The sequence below is a fragment of the Glutamicibacter protophormiae genome, from assembly GCF_014647495.1.
GTDB classification, from domain to species: domain Bacteria; phylum Actinomycetota; class Actinomycetes; order Actinomycetales; family Micrococcaceae; genus Glutamicibacter; species Glutamicibacter protophormiae.
Genome location: NZ_BMPH01000008.1, coordinates 153,773 through 176,037 on the forward strand (window position 1 = coordinate 153,773; position 22,265 = coordinate 176,037).

Genomic DNA, 22,265 nt, shown 5'->3' on the forward strand with positions numbered 1-22,265 from the left:
CCGGGACGGGCCGCGGGGAGGTCCCGCCGCCGGGAATGGGCTGCGCCTCACAGCCAATCGCGGCAAAGCAGAGTAGGCTGTAGGGCGTGGCTTTGGACTTCACTGCAGTAGATTTTGAGACAGCAAACGGATTTATCGGCTCGGCCTGCTCGGTCGGCCTGGTCAAGGTACGCTCCGGGCGCATCGTGGAGACCGAGCAGTGGCTCATGAAGCCGCCGGCCGGGTTCGACCACTTCGACCCGCGCAATGTCTCCATCCACCACATCACCGCGGACATGGTCATCGATGCCCCGCGCGTGGATGAGAAGCTGCCCGACCTGCTGGACTTCGTCGGCTCCGACGTGCTTGTCGCGCACAACTCCGCGTTCGACTCCGGCGTGATCCGCGCGGCCTCCGAAGCCAGCGAGCGTCCGGTGCCGGAAATCGCGCACCTGTGCACCGTCAAGCTCTCCCGCAAGGCCTACGACCTGCCCAGCTACTCGCTGCCCTTCGTCGCCGAGGAAGCCGGCCACCCCATCGAGAACCACCACGAGGCGCTCGCCGACTCCGTGGCCTGCGCCTGGGCGATGATCGACATGGCCGAGCGCAGCGGCACCGCCTCGGTGCTGCAGACCGCCGACCACTACCGCGTGGGGCTGGGCCTGACCCAGGCCTGGAGCCCGGGCGACGCGCTCTCGCGCGCCACCCGCGACGCGCAGGGCTGGCTGGCTTCGGGCAATCCGCTGCCCCTGCAGGGCGACTTCGGCAACTGGCCGCAGGAAGGCCCCAACCCGCAGCCGAACCTGGACGCCGATCCCAGCCATCCGCTCTACGGGCAGGTCATCGTCTTCACCGGCAACCTCAGCCTGCCGCGGCCGCAGGCCAAGGAGATGGCCGCCCAGCACGGCGCCCAGTGCGCCTCCCGCGTCACCCGCGCCACCACCGCGCTGGTGGTCGGCGACGGCTTCGTCCCGCAGGACCTGGCCACCGGCCGGCTGACCAACAAGGCCAAGCACGTGCTGCGCCTGCGCGACAAGGGCCAGCGCGTCTCCATCATCTCCGAGGGCGAATTCCTGCAGATGGTCGGCGGGTTCGGGCTGACCGCCTAGGTACCAGTTCACTGGGAATACCGCTGGTCTTCACCTCCCGGACGCAGCGCGGCTGGTAGGTTGGCACTGACCGAGCCGCCGAACGAAACACCGTGCATGATCGACTTACTGACCGAACCGCCGGCAGGGATTGTCCTGTCCCTGGCGGCACTGCTTTTCGCCGCCTGCCTGGCCGTCTTCCTGGCCCGGCGCACCCGCATGGCCCGCTGCGGCGCCTTCGTCGCCGGGGCGGCGGTCCTGCTGACCGGCGCGGCCGCGCTGGCCATGATCTTCCCGCTCTCCATCCGGGGAACCGCCTGCGGCATGCCCGCCGGGGCGCTGGACCCGGGCGCCGCCGCGGGAAGCTGCCGGATCGTCGCCAAGACCGTCTTCGACACCGCGCTGTGGCTGGCCCTGGCTGGTGCCGCCGCCGCATTCCTGAGTTTCGCCCCGGGACTGCGCACCGCGGCGCCGATGCCGCCGGCCACGGGCCCGGACACCGCGGATCCGCGCGGCGGACACGCGTAGGAGCTTCCGGAAAGCACGACGCCGCACACCCCCTCGGGTGTGCGGCGTCGTTGATCCGAGCCGGGCGCGGGCTAGACGAGCAGCGCCATCCAGCGGTCGTGCAGCTCGGAGATGATGTCGTCCAGGGCGCTGGCCGGGCGTTCGCCCACCGCATCCGAGCCGTGGATGGCCGAGAGCAGCGCCACGGCGTAGGCGTCGACCTCCGGATCGCGGGCCGCCTCGGCGGAGGCCGCCGGGACGGCGTCGATGTCGGATTCATCTTCGGCCTGCTCCGGCTCGTTCTCGGCGAAGTAGGCGTTGTAGGCGGCAGCCGGCGACAGGCCGATGCCGGCGCTGATGCGGTCGACGATCTCGCGCAGCGCCTGCGCGGCGGTGCCTTCCAGCGGCTCCAGCAGCGACGGCCACTGCGCGGCGGCGTCCTCCCCTTGCTCCATGGCGGAGCGGATGATTTTCGCGGCGGCGATGCCGGTCTCCGCCGCCTGGGCGTCGTGGGTGAGGAACGCGGCCGAGCGGGCCAGGGTCGCGGTGGTGCTCACCGGCACGCGGCCGAGCAGCGCGGCGATCGCGGCGCGCGGCAGCACGCCGGCGGAATCCGCGCCGGGGCCGGTCGGGCGCCCGGGCTGGCCCATGTCCTTGGAATCCAGTCCGGCAAGGTTCAACGGGTCGCCGGGGTGGATCGTCTCGAAGATCTCCACGCGGGCGAATTCCTTGTCGATCCAGCGATCCAGCGGCTGCGGGGCGTTGTCCGGGAAGGACCCGGTCAGCTTGTTGTAGCCGCGCAGCGCGGCGAGCCACATGCAGGCCGCTTCGTCGCTGGCCACGCCGTCGTTGGCCCATTCCAGGGCTTCGAGCAGGCCGTCGGCCAGGTAGAGCGGGAGGATTTCGGTGGCCCCGGGATCGATGTCGTCGCGGGCGTGGGTTGCGCCGTCGGCCAGGCCGAGCAGGATGGCGAACACCTTGTCTGAGTAGTTCTCTGGCAGGAGTGCAATTTCACCGGTTTCATTCACATCTCCCAGTCTAATGTTCTTTGTGTCGGTGATTTTGCATAAGGTGGGTTTTATGCGATTGCTTCACACCTCAGACTGGCATTTGGGCCGCACCTTCCACGGCGCTTCGCTGCTGGAATCCCAGCGTGCGGTGCTCCAGGAAATCATCGACATCACCCGCGAGCGGAGCATCGATGCGGTGCTGATCGCCGGGGACATCTACGACCGGGCGCTGCCCCACGTGGATGCGGTGAAGCTGTGCAACTGGGCGCTGCGCGAACTGGCTGGCACCGGGGCGCGGATCATCATGACCAGCGGCAACCACGACTCGGCCTCGCGGCTGAATTTCGGCGCCGACCTGCTGGACGCCGCCGGGGTGCACATCATCGCGGATCTGGAGCGCATGCTGCAGCCGGCGGTGCTCGACGCGCAGGACCACAAGGTGGCAATCTACGGCATCCCGTATCTGGAGCCGCGCATGGTCATGGACCAGCTGGGGGTGCAGAAGGCCACCCACCAGGCGGTCGTGGCCGCGGCGATCACCCGGGTCGACGAGCACCTCGCGCAGCTGCGCGCCGAAGGCAGCCCGGTGGTCTCGGTATCGCTGGCCCACCTGTTCGCCGCCGGGGGAGTGGGCAGCGATTCGGAGCGCGAACTGAGCACCGGCAACCTGGACGTGGTCCCGGTGGAGCTCTTCGAGCACTTCGACTATTCGGCCCTGGGCCACCTGCACGGCCGCCAGCAGGTGCGCGGGCACGTGCGCTACTCGGGCTCGCCGCTGGCCTATTCCTTCTCCGAGGCCAACCACAAAAAGGGTGTGTGGATCATTGAAACCGGCCCTCAGGGGATTGCCGGCATCGAGGAGGTGCTGCTGGGCGTGCCGAAGCGGCTGGTGATCCTGCGCGGCGAGCTGCAGCAGCTGCTGGATGACCCGGACCTGGGTTACGCGGTGGATGCCTGGTGCCAGGTGACGCTGACCGATCCGGAGCGCCCCGCCGAGGCCATGCAGTCGATCCGCAGCCGCTTCCCGGACACCGTGGTGCTGAACTTCGACCCGCAGGGTGTGGAAGACAAGGAAAAGCCCAGCAGCTACGCGCAACGCTTGGCCAAGGCCGCCAGCACCGAGGAGGTCGTCCAGGACTTCATCGAGCATGTGCGCGAACGCGCCGCAGACGAGGCCGAACGCGGCATCCTCCAGTCAGTCATCCAGCGCACCCGAGAGGCACAGGTCAGCCGATGAGAATCCACAAGCTGCAGATCCAGGCGTTCGGCCCCTTCGCGGAGACCGAGACCATCGACTTCGACGAGCTCGCCGAGGGCGGGCTGTTCCTGCTCGACGGCCCCACCGGCGCCGGCAAGTCCAGCATCCTGGACGCCATCTGCTATGCGCTCTACGGTTCGCTGCCCGGCAACCGCACCGGCAGCCGGCAGATCCGCTCCGACCATGCCGCCCCGGGACTTGAACCGCAGGTCGTCTGCGAGCTGACCATCGGCAACCGCCGCTTCGAGGTCACCCGCTCCCCGGCCTGGATGCGCCCGGCCAAGCGCGGCAAGAACAAGGTCACCGAGCAGAAGGCCGTGAGCCTGCTGCGCGAATTCACCGGCGGAGCCTGGGAACAGCTGTCCACCCGCAACGACGAGGTCGGGCAGGTGCTCGGCGGCCTGCTGGGGCTTGACCGCGACCAGTTCACCAAGGTCGTGATGCTGCCGCAGGGCGGCTTCGCCGACTTCCTGCGCGCCAAGGCCAAGGACCGCGAGGACCTGCTGGCCAACCTCTTCGACACCAGCGACTACGCCGCCATCGAAGAGGAATTCTCCGCCCGCCTGGCCGAGGAGCGCGAGCAGACCGAAACCCTGGAATCCGCCCTGGCCGCCAGCGAGGCGGCGATCCGCGTCGAGGCCACCGGCTTCCTGGCGGCCCATGCGGTCCCCGACCCGGCGCCAGCACCGGGCGACGCCGGGCCTGCAGGAGCCGCGGCGGCTGACACGGAGAATCCGGCGGCCGAAGCGGTCGGCACGGAGCAGGAATTCGAAGCCTACCAGCAGCGCATCCAGCACACCCACCACCGGCTCGCCGCCGCCGCGGCCCGGCTGCGCAGCCAGCTGTCAGCCGCGCGCGAGCGTTCGGCCGGGCTGGCGGAGCAGGTCCGGGTGTTCGCCCGCCTGCAGGAGCTGGCGCAGCTGAAATCGGCCTACGCCGAACAGCATCCGGCCGCCGTGGCCGCCGGGGAGAAACTCGACCGCGATGCGAAGGCCGTTGCGGTGAAGGCCTACAAGGAACAGGCCGATCAGGCCGTGCAGCAGCACCGGAGCACCGCCGCGGCCTGGCGCGAGATCCAGGCGAAGCTGGCCAAGGACTGGGATTTCACCGGCGAAGCCGACGAAGACACCCAGCAGCGGTTGTCAGCGCTGCTCAAGGGCCGGGAATCCGAGCTGACGCTGGCCAAGGAAGCGCTGGCCGAGGAAGCAGACCGCGCAGGGCTCGCGGCCGCGCTCGACGACCTCACCGCCCAGGTCGCAGCGCATCAGGACTCCAAGACCGCGGCCGAGCAGCTGCTTGCCTCGCTGCGCTCCGAACGCGTCGAACTGGAAGAACAGGAACTGGATGCGGAATCCGCGGCCGCGCTCGTGCTGCGGCTGCGTGAAGCCACCCAACAGCTGTCCACCCAGCTGGAACATGCGAAAACCCGCGACAAGCTGGAAAAGTCCGTGGCGACGGCCGAATCGGCATTCGCCGCACAAAGCCTGAAAGCTGTCGAAGCGGAGAAGTCGCTGGTGGTCCTGCAACGCGAGCAGCTGGAACAGAGCGCGCTGCGCTTGGCCGCCGCGCTGGAAGACGGCCAGGCGTGCCTGGTCTGCGGCGCCACCGAGCATCCGAATCCTGCCCGCGCCGACGCCGGGGCGCAGCTGGTCGAGGACGAGCAGATCCAGCAGCTTGAGGCCGCCGTCGCGGCCGAGCGCACCAAGCTCGCCGCCGCCACCACGAAGCGCGATGTCGCCCTGACCAAATTCACCGCCGCCAGCGACGCGGCGGACGGGCATTCGGTGGCTGAACTGTCCGGGCGGCTGGAAGCCAGCACCGGTCAGCTGGAGGCTGCCGTGAAGGAACAGGCCAGGATCGCCGCGGTGATCAAGAACCTCGACCAGCTGCGCACCCGGATCGAAACCGAATCGGACCGGGCCAACCGGGCCGCGCTGGAGCATGCGAAGTCGGCGCAGGCGGCCGCGGCGCTGGCCGGGAAGCTGAAGGACCTGGACGCCAAGCTGGAGAAGGTCCGCCAGGGGCAGGGCAGCCTGGAAGAGCTGGTGGCCCGGCTGAAGCTTGCCGTGGGCGCCTACACCCGCGGCCACAACGCCGTGTACCACTACCGCGAGGCCGATGCGGCGGCGCTGAAGGCGGAGAACACCTGGCACAAGGAGCGCAAAGCCGCCGGCTTCCCGGATCCCGCAGCCTACGAAGCCGCACTGCTTCCGGCGGCCGAACGCGCCGAACTGCGCACGCTGGTCGCCGCGGATGCCGACCGGGCCAGCTCCATCACCACGCTGGAAGCCTCCGCGGACGCCCGCCGCGCTGCGAAGCTGGCCGCCGAGGGCGTCCAGCCGCCCACCGCACTGGATCTCGAACTGGCCGCCGAAGCGGTGGCCCAGGCGGACACCGACTACGAGCGGGCGCGCGAGCTGGAAGTCCTGGCGCAGAGCACCGCCGCCCGCCATGAGCAGGCCGTGGCCAGCCTGGCAGCGCTGCGCGCGGATTCCGGGCCGGTCATCGAGGCCTACCGGCGGCTTCGCGGCTTGGCCGACGTCATCCGCGGCGGGGGCGAGAACCTCTACAAGATGACACTGAGCACCTACGTGCTCGCGGCGCGGCTGGAAGAAGTGGCCGTGGCGGCCTCCCAACGCCTGGCTGTCATGTCCGGCGGGCGCTACTCGCTGCACCACGACGATTCAAAGCAGGGGAACAACAAGTCCGGGCTCGGCCTGCGCGTGCTGGATGCCTGGACGGGCAAGCACCGCGAAACGCAGACGCTCTCGGGCGGCGAGACCTTCATGGCTTCGCTGGCCCTGGCGCTCGGGCTGGCGGACGTCATCTCGCACCATTCCGGCGCGGTGGACATGCAGACCCTGTTCGTGGACGAGGGCTTCGGCTCGCTGGACGCCGAGACGCTGGAACAGGTCATGAGCGCGTTGGAGAACCTGCGGGCCGGCGGCCGGACCATCGGCCTGGTCTCGCACGTGGCGGAAATGAAGCAGCGGATCACCAACCGGGTCACGGTGGTGAAAACCCAGCACGGTTCGCGCATCGAACGCGAGGTGCAGCCGCTGGTGTCAATGTAGGACTGGACATGTCCGACGGGGCTGGCTATGTTGAGGATAGTGCCAATCGGCATATTTGGGCAGATGGTGCGTCGGGGGGTGTGGGACGACGCACACTTCGTCATGGAGTTGTGTTGTCCCAACATATCTTGTCGCGCGAAAATGCTGAGGAATCCGCGATGAAATCCGGATATTCGGCGCTGGTCCCCATGGTGGGACTGCCCTACCTTCCGCTGACCTTCCTGGCCCGCCTTCCGCTGGCCATGCTCACCATCGGTTCGATGACCTTGGTCACCGCCAACACCGGATCCTACGGGCTGGGCGGCCTGGCCGCGGCCATGGTCGGACTGGGCTCGGCCGTGGGCGGACCCAGCATCGGCTACCTGGCCGACCGGCGCGGACAGCGTCCGGTGCTGCTGGCCGCCGCGGTGCTGCACACCATCTTGCTGATCGCCTTCACGCTCTTCGCCAATTCCGGCGCCGAACTCGCGGTCGGCCCCCTGGTCGCCCTGTGCCTGCTGGCCGGAGCCACCGGGCCGCAGGTCGGCCCGATGTCCAGGGTCCGCTGGATCGCCATGTCCCGCGGCACGAACCAGAAACCCAAGACCCTGACTGCCGCGTTGAGCCTGGAATCCATGCTGGACGAACTCGGCTTCGTCTTTGGCCCGGTGGCAGTCGGCCTGCTGGCCTCGCTGGTCTCCCCGGTGCTTCCGCTGTACCTGGCCGCCGCGCTGACCATCGTGCTCGTGCCGCTGTTCGCGCTGCACCGCACCGCCGGCGCCCTGCAGCCCGGAGCCTCCGTCCACTCCGCGGCCACAGTGAAGATCAGCGCAGGACAGGTGGCCGCGATCGGGTCGCTGGTGCTGAGCATGATCGCGCTGGGTACCGTCTTCGGCTCCACCGCCGCAGGCACCCTGGCCTTCGCGGGGGCGCAGGGCGATTCGAACCAGGGCGGCCTGCTCTACGGCGCCATGGGCGTTTCCAGCGCCATTGCCGCGATTTCCGTGGCCGCCTGGCCGCAGGGCTTCAGCCAGATCAACCGCTGGATCGCCTGCGGCGCGGCGTTGAGCGTGCTCAGCTTCGGGCTGCACTTGGCCGATTCGACTCCGTGGATGCTGGCGGCCCTGTTCGTGGCCGGCTTCGCCGTCGGTCCGGTCATCGTCACCGTCATGACCCTGGGCGGCGAGGTTGCCCCGCCGCAGCGCCTGTCCACCGTGATGACCATGCTCTCCGCGGGCATCGTCGTGGGCACCGCGATCGGCAACGGCCTGGCCGGCCTGCTGGCCGACTCGATGGGCTACCTCGGCGCATTCTGGGTCGCCACCGGGGGAGCCTTCGTGATTCTGCTGGCAGGCCTCATCATGAAGGTCCTCGCCTCCCGGGCGGCCTCCTTGAGGCGCGTTCGCTAGGACCTGCAGCTTGCAGCGAAAACCCGCCGAAGGAATTCTCCGGATTCCGTCGGCGGGTTTGCTTTTCCCCGGCGCCATGGCCGGGCCGTGTGCTCAGTTGCCGAGTTCGTCGGCGATATTCAGGGCAGCTTCCTTCAACGCGCGGATAATGCCGTTCCGGTCAGTGACGGTGCTGGCAGCGAAGACCACTGCGATCGAGGCCGGGGTGGTCTGCTGGCTGGGGATCGGCACCGCGATGGACGCGACACCCTGGATGACCTCGTTGGCGCTCGTGGCATAACCGTCGATCCGGGCTTCACGCGCCTGCGGCCGGTACTCGATCTCGGTGTCCAGCGCCCGCCACTGCTCCTTGGTGTACATGGACTGGATGGCGATTCCTGCAGCGCCGACGTCCATGCCGTGCACCGAACCAGGACGATGAACGATGGCGTTGCTCGAATGCAACGGTTCCACCGACTGCAGCGTGGTGCATACATCGTGCTCCCATACGGCGAGGAATGCCGTCATGGACAGATTGTTGGCCAGCCTGGTCAGTTCCGGCAACGCAGCGGACTGCAAATCGCGCTGCACTGACCGGGCCAGCGCCGCCAGACCCGAGGCGGGGCGGATCAGCCCGGCTTCGTCCCGGCTCAGCAGCCGGTGGTTTTCCAGCGTCCGGATAATGCGGTAGGCAATTGAACGGTGCACGTCGAGCTTGGCTGCGACATCGGCGATCGACAGATAGGTCGGCGACGCGGCGACGATTTCCAGCACGCGAATGCCTCGGGAAAGTGTCTGGGAAGTTGGCATGGCGATAGTCATTCTGGCGCGGGGCGGACCAGTAACGATGCCGGGCACCGATGGTTTAAGCGAATGGGAATTCTGGTCCTCGTGTTCTCTATTAGAACAGATTTGCCGGATGGTGCGGAAATCTCCCGAGTCGTTGGGGGATTTATCGTGACCCGGAACTCGTAGTCGTGAAATATGGATCACTTCATGTTGTGAGGAGATTCACTTGTCGTTTATAGTGTTGTCTACGTAACTGTCCGAACGGTCGGTAACTTAATTCGCATCAAGGGATCATTCACTATGTCTCAGAACGTTTCGCGCACCAAGGAGGAACGCCGGGTCCTTGCCGGCACCCTGGTGGGCACCACGATCGAGTGGTACGACTTCTTCATCTTCGCCCAGCTGACGGCAACGCTGCTGACTCCGCTGTTCCTCGCCCCGCTGGGCGAATCGAATCCGGGACTGGCGCAGATTCTGTCCTTCGCCATGATCGGCATTTCCTTCTTCTTCCGCCCCCTGGGCGCCATCGTCGCCGGACACCTCGGTGACCGGTACGGGCGCAAACGCATTCTGGTTCTGACCCTCATCCTGATGGGTGTTGCCACAGCGCTGATCGGTGTGCTGCCGACCTACGCCGCCGTGGGCATCGCCGCACCGATCATGCTCGTGGCGCTGCGCATCATCCAGGGCTTCTCGGCCGGCGGCGAATGGGGCGGCGCTGCCCTGATGGCCGTCGAGCACGCCCCGGAGACTCGCCGCGGCTACTTCGGCGCTTTCCCGCAGATTGGTGTGCCGCTGGGCATGATCCTGGCGACCGGCCTGCTGTACGTCCTGCGCATTTCGATGAGCCCCGAGCAGTTCCAGGCCTGGGGCTGGCGCATCCCGTTCCTGATGTCCGTCGTGCTGATCATCGTCGGCTACCTGATCCGCCGCGCGGTCGAGGAATCCCCGATCTTCAAGCAGATGGCGTTGCGCAAGGCCTCGGAGCACACTCCGCTCAAGGAGCTGATGCAGTCCAACTTCAAGCAGGTCGTCCAGGCCGCGCTGATCTTCATCTCCAACAACGCCGCCGGCTACCTGGTGATCGCGTTCTTCATCTCCTACACCACCTCCGTGCTGAAGATGCCGGTCGCGCCGGTCCTGCTGGCCACCACCATCGGTTCCTTCGGCTGGCTGATCTTCACCCTGGTCGGCGGCTGGCTGTCCGACGTCATCGGCCGCCGTGCGACCTTCGTGATCGGCTACGCGCTGGTGTTCGTCTGGATGATTCCGATGTTCATGCTCGTGAACACCGGCAACATCATGCTGTACGGCGTAGCGGTCTTCGTGCTGACCATCGGACTGGGCCTGTCCTACGGCCCGCAGTCGGCCATGTACGCCGAGATGTTCCCGGCCCACATCCGCTACTCGGGCATCTCGATCGGCTACGCGCTCGGCGCCATCCTCGGCGGCGCCTTCGCCGCCACCGTGGCGCAGATCCTGCTGGAAGCCACCGGGAATTCGCTGTCCATCGCCGTGTACATCATGGTGCTGACCATCATCTCCGTGGCTGCCGTGCTGTGGGTCGGCGAGACCCGCGGACGCAACCTTCACGTCGAGGACCTGGACGAGGAACTGGTGGCCGCGGCCGCCCGCGAAGCCGAGGTCGAGGCGGAGCGCAAGCACCACTCGAACTAGCTTCAGCCGCCGACCCCGGCGGAGCAGTCCAAATGGCCAGGCGACCCGCATTTACGCGGGCCGCCTGGCCTCTTTGGTGCACGGTGGGACCGGGGCTTGCTGCTTCCCGGGATAGCTAGTGGTCGGCTGGCGGACGGCTGGTGGAGCTTCGGACAACCAGTTCGTGGCCCAGGGTGTGGGCTTGCGCCGGTTCCTCCTTGCGGATGGCGCGCAGCAGCATGGCCACGGCGAGCTCTCCCTGCTCGTGCGGAAGCTGCCGGATGGTGGTCAGCCCGAAGAATTCGGCCAGATCGTGGTCGTCCACACCGACCACCGAAAGGTCGCGGGGCAGCTGCAATCCCAAATCCCTGGCCGCAAGGATGGCACCGATGGCCATTTCGTCGCTGGCGGCGAAGATGGCGGTGGGCCGGGCGGCGGGATTCCCCAGCAGCTGCTTGGCGACGCTGTATCCCTGGGCCATCGTGAAGTCCGCGCTGACGCACAGTGCCTCATCGAGTTCGATCCCGGCCTCTGCCAGCGCGTGTTCGTAGCCGATGCGCCGGTGGGAGGGGACGCGGAAATCCACATCGGTTTCCGATGAACCCCCGATATAACCGACCCGCGTGTGTCCCAAGGACAGCAGGTGCGCGGTGCCCAGCGCGGATACCGCTTCGTCATCCACCTGCAATGTCGGGACCCCCGGCAGCGGACCGCCCACCCCGACCAGCGGCTTGTCCAGCGCGTGCAGGGCCACCAATTCGGCTTCGCTGAGCTCCAGGTTCACCGCGATGACCGCGTCGACACGCTGGCGCTGCAGGAAATCGGAGAAGATCTGATGCCGCTGGTCCGGATCCTTGGTCAACTGGTACAACGTCGTGTCGTAGCCTTCGCGCATCAGGGCCGTGCAGATGCCTTCCAGCACGCTGGCGTAGAACCAGTGGTTGATGACCGGTACCAGCACGCCGATGTTCCTGGTGCGGCCCGAGGCCAACCCCGATGCGGTGGAAGAAACCACATAGCCAAGATCGTGGGCTGCCTGCTGGACGGCGGCCAATGCGCTGGGGGAGACATTGCCCCGACCGGAGAGCGCGCGCGAAACGGTCGCCACGGAGACGCCCGCTGCTCGGGCTACATCCTTGATGCCGGCCACGAAGTTCCTTCCGACGCAGTGGTGGATGAAAAGGTGAATAGGGATGTGACTGGGCGCGACGGGACCCCTGAGGTCGGTCGCGCCCTGTTCACCAGATTACCTGCTGGGGTGTTCAGGCGCGGAACCATACGGTCGATTCGGCGGCGATCTGCCGCCCCGAGGGCTGCGGTGCGCTGGAAGCGAGGACAGCCAGGCCCGTGGTGCAGGCCGGCAGTTCGCGCTCGGAGCCAGCGAAGCTGGAAACCACCACCACGTCGTTGTTCCTGAAGGCCAGCACCTCGGGGTCCCCGGTTTCCAACCAGGCCAGCGTTCCGGCCCCAAGCGCGTGGCCGCGGCGCAATCGAAGCAGCGCGGTGTAGAGGTTCAGCGTGGAATCGGCGGTCGCGCGTTGGACGTCGCGGGCGTAGTCCTCCCAGCCCGCGGGCTGCGGCAACCAGCTTTCGCCGGTGGGGGAGAAGCCCGCGGCAGGTACCCCTGCTTCCCACGGAATCGGCACTCGGCACCCGTCCCTGCCATAGCGTTCGCCGTTCGTTCGGAACCAGGTCGGGTCCTGTCGCGCCTCATCGGGCAGCTCGACGGCTTCCGGAAGCCCGAGTTCCTCGCCTTGGTACAGGTAGGCTCCGCCGGGCAGCGCGAGCATCAGCGTGCTGGCCGAACGCGCTCGGCGCAGGCCGATGGCGGTGTCCGGGAGGTTCGGAGTCAACGGGCCGATGCCCTCGCCCTGTGGATTGTCTTCGGTCAGCGCCAGTCGGGTTGCGTGGCGGACCACGTCGTGGTTCGAGAGCACCCAGGTGCTCGGCGCACCGACGGCCGAGAATTCCCGCAGCGATTCGTCGATCGTGGCCCGGATCCGGGCGGCGTTGAAGTCGCAGGACAAGTACGGGAAATTGAAGGCCTGGTGCATTTCGTCGGGACGCACCCACTTGGCCATCAGGGACAGCGGGCTGACCCAGGCTTCGGCGCACAGCACGCGTTCGCCATCGTATTCATCCAGCACCCTGCGCCAGTCGCGGTAGATTTCGTGCACGCCATCCTGCCCCCACCACGGGGCGAGTTCCTCGGTGCCGCCCATCGACGCGGCGGCCGGGTCAACCGCGTAATCCGGCAGTCCATCGGATTTGATCAGCCCATGGGCCACATCCACCCGGAAACCGTCCGTTCCCCGGTCAAGCCAGAACCGCAGCACGCCGCGGAACATCTCGCGAACCTGCTCGTTGTGCCAGTTGAAGTCCGGCTGCGAAGAATCGAAAATGTGCAGGTAGTACTGCCCCGCAGTGCCGTCCGGGTTGGCGGTCTGCGTCCACATGGGACCACCGAAGACCGATTCCCAGTTGTTCGGAAGGCCGGACTCCGGCGCATCGCGGAAGATGAAACGATCACGCTCGGGGGAGCCCGGCGGGGTGGCCAGCGCCTGCTGGAACCATGGGTGCTGGTCCGAACAGTGGTTCGGCACCAGGTCTACGATGACGCGCAGCCCCAGCTCGTGGGCGCGGGCAACCATGGCATCGTAGTCTTCCAGCGTTCCGAACAGCGGATCCACGTCGCAGTAGTCGGAGACGTCGTAGCCTGCGTCTTTTTGCGGGGAAGTGAAGAAGGGGGACAGCCAGATCGCGTCGACCCCGAGGTCCGCCAAGGATTGCAGCCGTGCAGTGATTCCGGGCAGGTCGCCCATGCCGTCGCCGTTCGCATCTGCGAAGGAACGCGGATAGATCTGGTAGATCACCGAGGAACGCCACCACTCGGCTGCGGCCTCGGGCTCTCGGGTCTCTGCAAGGGAGCGGATTTCAGTCATGACGGTAACCATAAACGAAATTTCGTTACATGTAAACGCTTACATTATTGCCCGAGTGCCCATCGTTCTGGTTGGCCTTTCATGCGAATCCCAGCCAACAAATAAGCGTTTTGCATGAACTTCTTGTCAAAGAGCATGATCTATGCCACTCTGGAAACGCTTACATTCGAGTCGTCACTCGCACTCGAAGGAACCGACCGGGCCGTACCGCGGTACATCGCGGTCAACCCGGTCCTTTGGACAAAGTTGTCACGAAAGGACACCCCATGATGGTGAACAAGCGCTCCCTTCTCCTGGGTGGGGCAGTGACCGCAATTGCGGCGCTTTCCCTGACCGCCTGCGGTGGTTCGAACAGTTCAGCCCCGCAGCCTTCCGAAACGCCCGCACAGTCCTCGCCGGCCGCCGCCGAAGCAGGATCGCTGACCGTATGGGTCGATGCCAACCGCGAGCCGGTCCTGAAGGACGCTGCAGCGGATTTCCAGGCCAAATCCGGTGTCAAGGTCGACCTGGTGATCAAGGACTTCTCCAAGATCCAGGAGGACTTCCTCAAGCAGGTGCCGACGGGCAAGGGACCGGACATCACCATCGGCGCCCACGATTGGCTGGGAAACCTCGTCAACAACGGCGTAGTCCAGCCGGTCGAGCTGGGCGACAAGAGCGCGGACTTCCAGGACGTCGCCATTGACGCGATGAGCTATGAAGGCAACACCTATGGTGTCCCATACGCAACGGAGAACCTTGCGCTGCTGCGCAACAAGGATTTGGCCGACAAGGCCCCGGCGACATTCGACGAGATGATCGCCGAGGGCAAGAAGGCGGGCACCGATTTCCCGTTCCTGGTCCAGGTGTCCGAGCTGGGCGACCCGTTCCACGCCTACCCATTCCAGACGTCCTTTGACGCTCCGGTTTTCGGAACCGATGAAAACGGCGCCTACGATCCCAGCGACCTTCGAATCGGCAACGAGGGTGGCCTTGAATTCGCCCAGTGGCTTGCCGACCAGGGCGAGGCCGGCACGTTGAAGACCTCCGTGGATGCGGATATCGCCAAGGAGAAGTTCATTTCCGGTGATTCGCCATTCCTGCTGACCGGCCCATGGAATGTGGACGCCGTCGAAGACGCCAAGATCGACTTGGCCATCGACCCGATCCCAAGCGCCGGCGGCGACGAGGCGCAGCCGTTCGTAGCAGTCCAGGGCTTCTTCGTTTCCTCCAAGACCGAAAACCTGCTGGCGGCAACGGAGTTCCTGACCAACTACATCGGCAGCGCCGAGGTCCAGACCAAGCTCTACGAAGTGGGCAACCGTCCGCCCGCCAACAAGGAAGCCTTCGAGGCGGCCAAGTCCGATGAAACCATCGCAGCCTTCGGCGCGGTCGGCGAAGACGGGGTTCCGATGCCGAATATCCCTGAAATGGCGGCCGTTTGGGAATTCTGGGGAGTCGCCGAAGCAGAGATCATTTCCGGCAAGGCCGATCCGGCCAAGCGCTGGAAGCAGATGACCGCCGATATCGAGAAGGCCATCTCAAAGTAGCACCGCAGCACGTCCGCGTGCGTGACGCGTCGGAGCGGCAAGCCGCCGCTCCGACGCGTCCAGCCCTCTGCGGTGCGGCACTCCTCGCACCGCGCGTTCGCCGACCTCCGACCCAGGAACAAGCCACAAATGTCACTAACCCACCAGAAGCCGCCGCGCAGCGGCGACACGGCGCAGGCCGGCGCCCTGTCCCCGGCCGCCCAGCGGCTGGCCACCGCAGCGTCAACCTCCACCGGCTTGATCCTGGCCAAGATCGCGATGATCGGCATCGTGGACGCCACCGCCATTTTCGCGTTGTTCACCGCCATCGGCCGCGAGGCCTGGGCAATCGCCGCCGTGGTTGCCGTGATCACGCTGGTGATCAACGTCGTGTATTTCAAGCGGGGCTGGCTGCCGGCCAAGTACCTGCTGCCGGGCACTATCTTCCTGCTGATCTTCCAGGTGTTCGTCATCGGCTACACCGGCTACATCGCCTTCACCAACTACGGCTCGGGGCACAACTCGGACAAGGACGACGCCGTCACGGCGCTGCTCCAGTCCAACCAGAGCCGGGTCCCGGACTCCCCGGGATTCCCCGTGACGGTGCTGGACGACGGCGGCAAGCTGTCGCTGCTGGTTGAGCGTGACGGGGTGCAGCTGGCAGGCACCGCAGAGCAGCCGCTGGAGCCGATCACCGCCGACGAGCTTGCCGGATTCACGCAGCTCAGCTTCGCCGACCTGCTCGGCCGCCAGCAGGAGGTCACCACCCTGGCGGTGCCGATGAGCGATGATCCGTCCCAGGGGTCGCTGCGCACCTCCGACGGGCGCACCGCCTACCAGTACACCTCGAACCTGGTCTACGACGAGGCCGCCGGAACCATGACCGACTCCACCACCTCCGTGGTCTACCGCGACACCGGCGTCGGCGCCTTCACCGCACCGGATGGCACGCAGCTGATGCCCGGCTGGTCGATCAACGTGGGTTTCGAGAACTTCTCCAAGGCCTTCAATGACTCCTCCATCCGCACCGCCTTGGGATCCGTGACGGTCTGGACCTTCGCGTTCGCCCTGCTGTCGGTCGCCACCACGTTTTTCCTGGGCCTGTTCCTGGCGCTGGTCTTCAACGACTTGCGCATGAAGGGCCGCAGAATCTACCGCGTCATTTCCATCCTGCCGTATGCCTTCCCGGCATTCCTGGGCGGCCTGGTCTGGGCCGGCATGCTCAACAAGGACTTCGGCTTCGTGAACCAGGTGATCTTCGGCGGTGCGCCAATCCCATGGTTGACCGATCCCTGGCTGGCGAAGTTCTCCGTGCTCTGGGTCAACCTCTGGCTCGGCTTCCCCTACATGTTCCTGGTTTGCACCGGCGCCCTGCAGTCGATCCCCGATGAACTGGCCGAGGCGGCCAAGATCGACGGCGCCAAACCGTTGCAGGTCTTCCGGTTGATCAAGCTCCCGCTGCTGCTGGTTTCCGTGGCTCCGTTGCTGATCAGCTCGTTCGCCTTCAACTTCAACAACTTCAACGTCATCTACATGCTCACCGAAGGCGGCCCGCGCCTTGAAGGGGCGGGGCTCAATGTGGGCTCGACAGACATCCTGATTTCCATGGTCTACAAGGTCGCCTTTGTCGGCTCGCAGCGCGACTACGGGCTGGCCAGCGCATTCTCCATCATCATCTTCGTGCTGGTCTCCATCATCGCGGTCATCAGCTTCAAGCAGACCAAGGCCCTGGAGGAACTGAACTAATGTCGACGCAAACTCCCGCCCAGCAGCGCGCAGGGCGCCGCGGCTTCGGAAAATGGTTCGCCTCCACCGGCTGGCGCCACCTGATCGGCGTGGCGCTGTGCATCTACGCGGCGTTCCCGCTGCTCTATGTGCTGTCGGCGTCGCTGAACCCCAACGGAACGCTCCTGTCCTCCAACGGGCTGTTCACCCAGCTCGGCCTGCAGAGCTACATCGACCTGTTCCGCAACGAGCAGCGGCCCTTCGCCGCCTGGTTCGGCAACACCCTGTTCATCGGGTTGACCACCGCCGCCGCTTCGGTATTCCTCGGGGCCCTGGCGGCCTACAGCTTCTCGCGGATGCGTTTCACCGGACGCCGCTTCGGACTGGTCAGCCTGCTGGTCGTCCAGATCTTCCCGCAGCTGCTGGCCGTCGTGGCCATCTTCATCCTGCTGACTTCGCTGGGGGATGTGTATCCGGCCCTGGGCATCGACAACCAGATCGCGCTGATCATGGTGTACCTGGGCGGCGCGCTCGGCGTGAACACCTACCTGATGTACGGCTTCTTCAACACCATTCCGGTGGAGATCGACGAGGCCGCAAAGATCGACGGCGCCGGGCACGCCCGGATCTTCTTCACCATGATCCTGCGGCTGGTCGCGCCGATCCTGGCCGTGGTGGGGCTGCTGTCCTTCATCTCCAGCACCTCGGACTTCGTCATCGCCTCCGTGGTGCTCGTCTCACCGGAAAACCAGACCCTGGCGGTGGGACTGTACTCCTACGTGTCCGAGGAGTTCACCTCCAACTGGTCGGTCTTCGCCGCGGGGGCGGTGCTGGCCGCGCTGCCGGTCATGGCGCTGTTCCTTTTCCTGCAGAAGTACATCGTCGGCGGCCTCACCGCCGGCGCGGGAAAATAGCAGCGTGCCAGCAGCGCGGATTCGCGCGGCGCGCAAGGGGCCGAGCGGTCGCAAACTTCCAGGCAGGCCACGTAAGCTATAGGGATGCAATCTCATCTGCCGCGGGCCGCGCGCAACTATCTTGAACAGCTGCGTCGGGAATTGGGTTTTCTTTCCGACGCCGAGCGCACCGAGATTCTTGCACACACCCGCGAACAGATTTCCCGGCTTCCGGGCAAGGGCCGGCGCAAGTCCGAACTGCTGCGCTCGCTGGGGGACCCCGCGGTGGTTGCCGCCGGGTTCACCCGCACCGAACCGACCGAGCTCAAGGTCAGCAGCGGCCGCCAGTTCCTGACCCGCATCCTGGCCTGGCCGATCTTCGCGCTGTCGGTGCTCACCGCCGGGCTGCTGGTGCTCGGCTCGCACTTCGTCGCGCTCGTCGAGCCGCTGTCCTTCGGCTATGTCGGGGGTTCGATGTTCGGCGCACTTGCGGAGCTGGAACTCTCCCTGGGATCGGCGGTCATGTTCTTCGCCTTCATCCCGGCGCTGTTCAGCCTGCTGCCGCTGGTCGTGCACGGGACGCCGGGGCTGGTGCTGCAGATCGTCGGCGCGCTGGCGACCACCGCCGCCTGCGTGCTGGGACTGGCGAGCCTGGGCGCATTCCTCATCCCGCTGGCGGTGCTGCTCTGGGCCCAGGCCTTCACCCCGCTGCTGATGATGCGCGGGTCGATGGCCCGGCCCGGCCCGGCCTGGCTGGTCTGCGCCGCCGTGGCACTGCTTGCGTCCATCGGCTACACGACCTACCGTGGCATGCAGGGGTTCACCGGCAACGTGTGGCTGATCCTCGCTCCGGCCGCGGCGCTCGCGGTGCTTGCGCTGCTGCTCCCGCTGCGCCGGCGCTGGGCCCACATCGCCCTGATCGCCACCGGCCTGCTGGTCATGGCCGCCGGTTTCATCGCCGCGCTGCCGGGCACCTTCGAAGCGCCGCTGCTGTGGCCGTGGCTTGCCGGGGCGATGTCCTTCGCCGTCGGCCACCTGGCCCTGGCCGCGGGAATGTGGCATGAACGGGCGCGGAATCTCTTGGCGCTGCTGTAGGGAAGGCCTGTGCAGGATGCTGGACGTCGAACTTTGTGAAAGGCTGGTCGCATGAGCGACGTGGATCTACCCCGGGACGAGACCCCGGTCAAGCGCGGACGGGGACGCCCGCGCAAGGACGCCTCCCTGGTACCCATCACCAAGGAGGCCATTGCGGCCGAGGCGCTGAAGATCATCGGCGCCGAAGGCTTCACGGCACTGACCATGAACGGCCTGGCGGCGCGATTCGGCGCGACCTCGCGGGCGCTGTACAACTACGTGAGCGACCGGCAGGACGTCGTGAACATGGCGGTGGAGCTGTTCATCCGCAGCACCCCGCTGCTGGAGTTCGATCCGGTGAACTGGCGCGACACCGTGAAGAAGTTCTACCGGGTCAGCCGGGCGCTGTACCGCACCTATCCATGGGTTGCTGTCGTCCCGATCACCGAACGCGTGGTGGTGGACGGCGGCCCGCGCTTCATCGAGATGATGGAACGGCTGCTGCGCTTCTACACGGAAATGGGATTCAGCATGCCGCAGGCGCTGGCGCTGGTCCGCGCGTTCAGCCGCGACATCATGTCCTTCGCGCTGCAGGCGGACTACTACTTCGACCGCGTTCCGGAAGCCCAGAACGACTACATCTCCCGGGTGGTTCCGCAAGCCTGGCTCGACCGCTACCCCGAGGCCGAGGCCCCGCTGGTGCGCGAATCCCTGACGCTGCCGGGCATGGACAACGACGACCTGTTCGAGGAGCTGCTCCAGATGCGCATCCTCACCATCCAGGCCATGCTTGATTCGCTGCCGAACGCCCGCTGATCGGTTCGGACCCCGGCCCCGCAACCGCTGCGGGGGAATATCCCGGGCCCGGCGGGCGCTGTACCTAGAGCGTGCGATGGACCGCCGGGCGGCCGCGGCGCGCAGCGAACCAGCCCTGCCAGCCGTTGTCCGAAAGTTGCCATGCCTTCCATTCAGCACCCGCACGACCCGCCACTGACCGCCGTGGCCGGGCCCGCCACCGCCGTTCCTGGCCCCGAGGCGCTCACGCCGGCCGGACGCTGGAAGCTGCTGGGTGTGTTGCTGGCGGTCATGTTCATGTCGCTGGTCTCGGTGAGCATCGTCAACGTGGTGCTTCCCTCGATCGAATCCACTTTGCACGCCACCGAGGCGGACATGCAGTGGGTGCTCGCCGGCTATGCGCTGACCTTCGGCGTGGTGCTGGTGGCCGCCGGGCGTGCCGGGGACCTGCTGGGCCGCGGCATGATGTTCATCGCCGGCGTCGTGATTTTCACGCTGGCGTCCGTGCTGGCCGGGCTGGCGGCCGACCCGCTGGTGCTGAACATCGCCCGCTTCATCATGGGCGTCGGCTCCGGCCTGCTCAACCCGCAGGTCATGGGCCTGATCCAGCAGCACTTCAGCGGCGCCGAACGCGGCCGCGCGTACGGGCTGCTGGGCACCGTCGTCGGTTTCTCCGTGGCCATCGGCCCGGTCATGGGCGGCGTGCTGATCAACTGGCTGGGGACCGAGGCCGGCTGGCGCTCCACCTTCCTCATCAACGTGCCGATCGGCATCATCGCCATGACGCTGGCGGTCATCTGGCTGCCGCGCCCGCTGTTCACCAAGCCCGCCGGCAGGCTGGACCTGGACCCGGTGGGCGGGCTGCTGCTGGCGCTGGGCATCTTCGCCTTCCTCTTCCCCTTCGTGCAGGGCCGCGAGAACCCGTGGCTGTGGACGCTGCTGCCGGTGGCGCTGCTGTTCATGTTCCTGTGGGCCGGGTGGGAGAAGCGCTACAAGGCGCGCGGCGCGGCCCCGATGGTGGACTTGGCGTTGTTCAAGGTGCGCAGCTTCACCAACGGCACCGTGATCGCCGGCCTGTACTTTATGGGCGTGTCCAGCGTCTGGGTGCTGGTGGCCGTCTACACCCAGCAGGCGCTGGGCTTCAGCGCCCTCCAGGCGGGGCTGATCGCCCTGCCCGCCGCGCTGCTGTCGGCGCTGAGCTCGAACGTCGCCGGCCGCTACGTGATGACCGCCGGGCGCCGGCTGGTCATCGGCGGCACGATCAGCGCGCTGTTCGGCCTGACCGCCACCGTGGCGGTGGTCGAGCTGGAGTCGCGGGGCATCGTGAGCATCTGGTGGATGCTGCTCTCGCTGGCGTTCATCGGCGCCGCCCAGGGCTTCATCATCTCGCCGAACCAGGCGTTGACCCTGATGGAGGTGCCCGTTCAGAACTCGGGCTCCGCCGGCGGGCTGATGCAGACCTCGCAGCGCGTCGGCACGGCAGTGGGCATCGCGGTGATCACCGCCGTGTTCTACGGCATGAACCAGGTGGTCGGCTACCCGCTGGCGATGACGCTGTCCTTCGCCGCCACCGGTGCGCTGGTCATCGCCACGCTCTGGGTCGCCGTGGCCGATTGGCGCCACGACCACCACGGCGACCGGCTGCACTAGCCTGGCCCGGACGGCGGGCCGAAGCGGCAGCGCGCATCGGCGATTGCGCTGGTCAGCGTCCTATGCGTGGCTTAAGCTGGAAAACATGAAACGACTTGCAGCATTGATGGCGGCGGGAGCGCTGGCGCTGGGCCTGGCCGCCTGCGGATCGAGCAGCGGCCCGGCCGCGGAAGCCCCAGCGAGCCCGGACGGGACCTGGGGCGTCGAGGCCGAGGGCCAGCCCTGGATGAACCTGGGATCGGACGGGAAGATCAGCGGCAGCGACGGCTGCAACAACCTCGTCGGGCAGTGGACGCAGAAGGACGGCGTGGTGGACCTCGGGGCCATGGGCAGCACCATGATGTACTGCGAGGGCGTCGATTCCTGGCTCAGCGGCGCGGCCACCGCAACGATCTCCGGCGAGAAGATGACCTTCTCGGATGCCAAGGGCGACCAGATCGGCGCGCTGACGCGCAGCAAGTAGCCGGGGCCGCGACAGGCCCGCTGGCCCCTAGCTGATGCGGTAGCCGGAGACCATTGGGCAGTCGAACGGGTCGCGGGCCGAAAGGCCGACCTTGTTCAGGTAGGTGATGACCTGGGCGTAGGATTCGCGCACGCTGGCCACGGTGTAGGGGATCTGGTGCTCGGCGCAGTAGGCGCGCACGATGTTCGATACCCCGGCCAGGTTGGCGCGTGGCATCGAGGGGAACAGGTGGTGTTCCACCTGGTAGTTCAGGCCGCCGTAGACGTGGGAGAGCACCCTGTTGCCGAAGCCGGTGCGGGCCATCACGTTGCGTCCGGTGAGTACCTGGCGGGAGAAGAAGTCGATGCGGGCGTCGGCGGGGACCATTGGCATGCCCTTGTGGTTGGGGGCGAAGGAGGCTCCCATGTAGACGCCGAAGACCGCCAGCTGCACGCCGAGGAAGGCGAAGGCCATGCCGACCGGGAGGAAGAGGAAGACCGCGCCCAGG

General features: G+C 66.9%; 18 protein-coding genes. 13 read left to right on the plus strand and 5 right to left on the minus strand.

Translation table 11 applies throughout. The features are described from left to right. The first annotated feature begins 86 nt into the window (after window positions 1-86). Together IEY43_RS11075 and IEY43_RS11080 are read left to right on the plus strand one after the other, a co-directional pair. Window positions 87-1,088 carry a 3'-5' exonuclease gene (locus tag IEY43_RS11075; RefSeq protein ID WP_188948657.1) on the plus strand — a complete coding sequence of 334 codons (1,002 nt, stop codon included), beginning with the start codon at window positions 87-89 and terminating at the stop codon, window positions 1,086-1,088. A gap of 96 nt (window positions 1,089-1,184) precedes the next feature. Further along, window positions 1,185-1,595 (plus strand): hypothetical protein, encoded by a 411-nt coding sequence (locus IEY43_RS11080; RefSeq protein ID WP_188948658.1) that lies wholly within the window; start codon window positions 1,185-1,187, stop codon window positions 1,593-1,595. Between the two features lie 71 nt (window positions 1,596-1,666). On the opposite strand, the gene IEY43_RS11085 is transcribed toward IEY43_RS11080, so the two are convergent. After that, window positions 1,667-2,602: a hypothetical protein gene (locus tag IEY43_RS11085; RefSeq protein ID WP_188948659.1), complete on the minus strand. Its 936-nt coding sequence runs from the start codon at window positions 2,600-2,602 to the stop codon at window positions 1,667-1,669. Between the two features lie 52 nt (window positions 2,603-2,654). Between IEY43_RS11085 and IEY43_RS11090 the strand changes: the two genes are divergently transcribed. The 3 genes from IEY43_RS11090 to IEY43_RS11100 all read left to right on the plus strand — a co-directional run bounded on the left by IEY43_RS11090 (window position 2,655) and on the right by IEY43_RS11100 (window position 8,304). After that, on the plus strand, window positions 2,655-3,821 hold the full coding sequence (locus IEY43_RS11090; RefSeq protein ID WP_188948660.1) for an exonuclease SbcCD subunit D: 1,167 nt from the start codon (window positions 2,655-2,657) through the stop codon (window positions 3,819-3,821). Next, window positions 3,818-6,916, plus strand: coding sequence for an AAA family ATPase (locus IEY43_RS11095; RefSeq protein ID WP_188948661.1), 3,099 nt, complete (start codon window positions 3,818-3,820; stop codon window positions 6,914-6,916). The genes IEY43_RS11090 and IEY43_RS11095 overlap by 4 nt, the downstream gene beginning before the upstream one ends. A 158-nt stretch (window positions 6,917-7,074) precedes the next feature. Further along, on the plus strand, window positions 7,075-8,304 hold the full coding sequence (locus IEY43_RS11100; protein WP_229777360.1) for an MFS transporter: 1,230 nt from the start codon (window positions 7,075-7,077) through the stop codon (window positions 8,302-8,304). Between the two features lie 93 nt (window positions 8,305-8,397). Here IEY43_RS11100 and IEY43_RS11105 read toward each other — a convergent pair whose 3' ends face one another. Then, window positions 8,398-9,093, minus strand: coding sequence for an IclR family transcriptional regulator (locus IEY43_RS11105; protein WP_188948663.1), 696 nt, complete (start codon window positions 9,091-9,093; stop codon window positions 8,398-8,400). A 279-nt stretch (window positions 9,094-9,372) separates the two neighbouring features. Here IEY43_RS11105 and IEY43_RS11110 point away from each other — a divergent pair, with 279 nt between their 5' ends. Beyond that, window positions 9,373-10,749, plus strand: a complete 1,377-nt coding sequence (locus tag IEY43_RS11110; protein ID WP_188948664.1) for an MFS transporter — start codon at window positions 9,373-9,375, stop codon at window positions 10,747-10,749. 115 nt (window positions 10,750-10,864) lie between these two features. On the opposite strand, the gene IEY43_RS11115 is transcribed toward IEY43_RS11110, so the two are convergent. Then, the gene (locus IEY43_RS11115; RefSeq protein WP_188948665.1) at window positions 10,865-11,878 is read right to left on the minus strand and encodes a LacI family DNA-binding transcriptional regulator; all 1,014 of its coding nucleotides are present in this window, start codon (window positions 11,876-11,878) and stop codon (window positions 10,865-10,867) included. A 112-nt stretch (window positions 11,879-11,990) separates the two neighbouring features. Beyond that, on the minus strand, window positions 11,991-13,670 hold the full coding sequence (locus IEY43_RS11120) for a glycoside hydrolase family 13 protein (protein ID WP_188948666.1): 1,680 nt from the start codon (window positions 13,668-13,670) through the stop codon (window positions 11,991-11,993). A gap of 266 nt (window positions 13,671-13,936) precedes the next feature. On the opposite strand from IEY43_RS11120, the gene IEY43_RS11125 reads away from it, so the two are divergent. The 7 genes from IEY43_RS11125 to IEY43_RS11155 all read left to right on the plus strand — a co-directional run bounded on the left by IEY43_RS11125 (window position 13,937) and on the right by IEY43_RS11155 (window position 21,778). Continuing rightward, window positions 13,937-15,199: a sugar ABC transporter substrate-binding protein gene (locus IEY43_RS11125; RefSeq protein ID WP_188948667.1), complete on the plus strand. Its 1,263-nt coding sequence runs from the start codon at window positions 13,937-13,939 to the stop codon at window positions 15,197-15,199. A gap of 129 nt (window positions 15,200-15,328) precedes the next feature. After that, the gene (locus IEY43_RS11130; RefSeq protein WP_188948668.1) at window positions 15,329-16,924 is read left to right on the plus strand and encodes an ABC transporter permease subunit; all 1,596 of its coding nucleotides are present in this window, start codon (window positions 15,329-15,331) and stop codon (window positions 16,922-16,924) included. Continuing rightward, on the plus strand, window positions 16,924-17,817 hold the full coding sequence (locus IEY43_RS11135; RefSeq protein ID WP_188948669.1) for a sugar ABC transporter permease: 894 nt from the start codon (window positions 16,924-16,926) through the stop codon (window positions 17,815-17,817). The genes IEY43_RS11130 and IEY43_RS11135 overlap by 1 nt, the downstream gene beginning before the upstream one ends. An 84-nt stretch (window positions 17,818-17,901) precedes the next feature. Beyond that, window positions 17,902-18,891, plus strand: coding sequence for an HAAS signaling domain-containing protein (locus IEY43_RS11140; protein WP_188948670.1), 990 nt, complete (start codon window positions 17,902-17,904; stop codon window positions 18,889-18,891). 51 nt (window positions 18,892-18,942) lie between these two features. Next, entirely contained in the window at window positions 18,943-19,686 is a 744-nt protein-coding gene (locus tag IEY43_RS11145) for a TetR/AcrR family transcriptional regulator C-terminal domain-containing protein (protein ID WP_188948671.1), read from the plus strand. A 141-nt stretch (window positions 19,687-19,827) separates the two neighbouring features. Then, window positions 19,828-21,315, plus strand: coding sequence for an MFS transporter (locus IEY43_RS11150; RefSeq protein WP_188948672.1), 1,488 nt, complete (start codon window positions 19,828-19,830; stop codon window positions 21,313-21,315). A gap of 85 nt (window positions 21,316-21,400) precedes the next feature. After that, a complete protein-coding gene (locus IEY43_RS11155; protein ID WP_204677141.1) occupies window positions 21,401-21,778 on the plus strand; it encodes an META domain-containing protein in 378 nt (125 codons plus the stop codon). A gap of 27 nt (window positions 21,779-21,805) precedes the next feature. Here the strand turns inward: IEY43_RS11155 and IEY43_RS11160 are convergent. After that, window positions 21,806-22,265, minus strand: a 460-nt coding sequence (locus IEY43_RS11160; protein WP_188948673.1) for a fatty acid desaturase family protein, incomplete at its 5' end; no start/stop codon positions are given.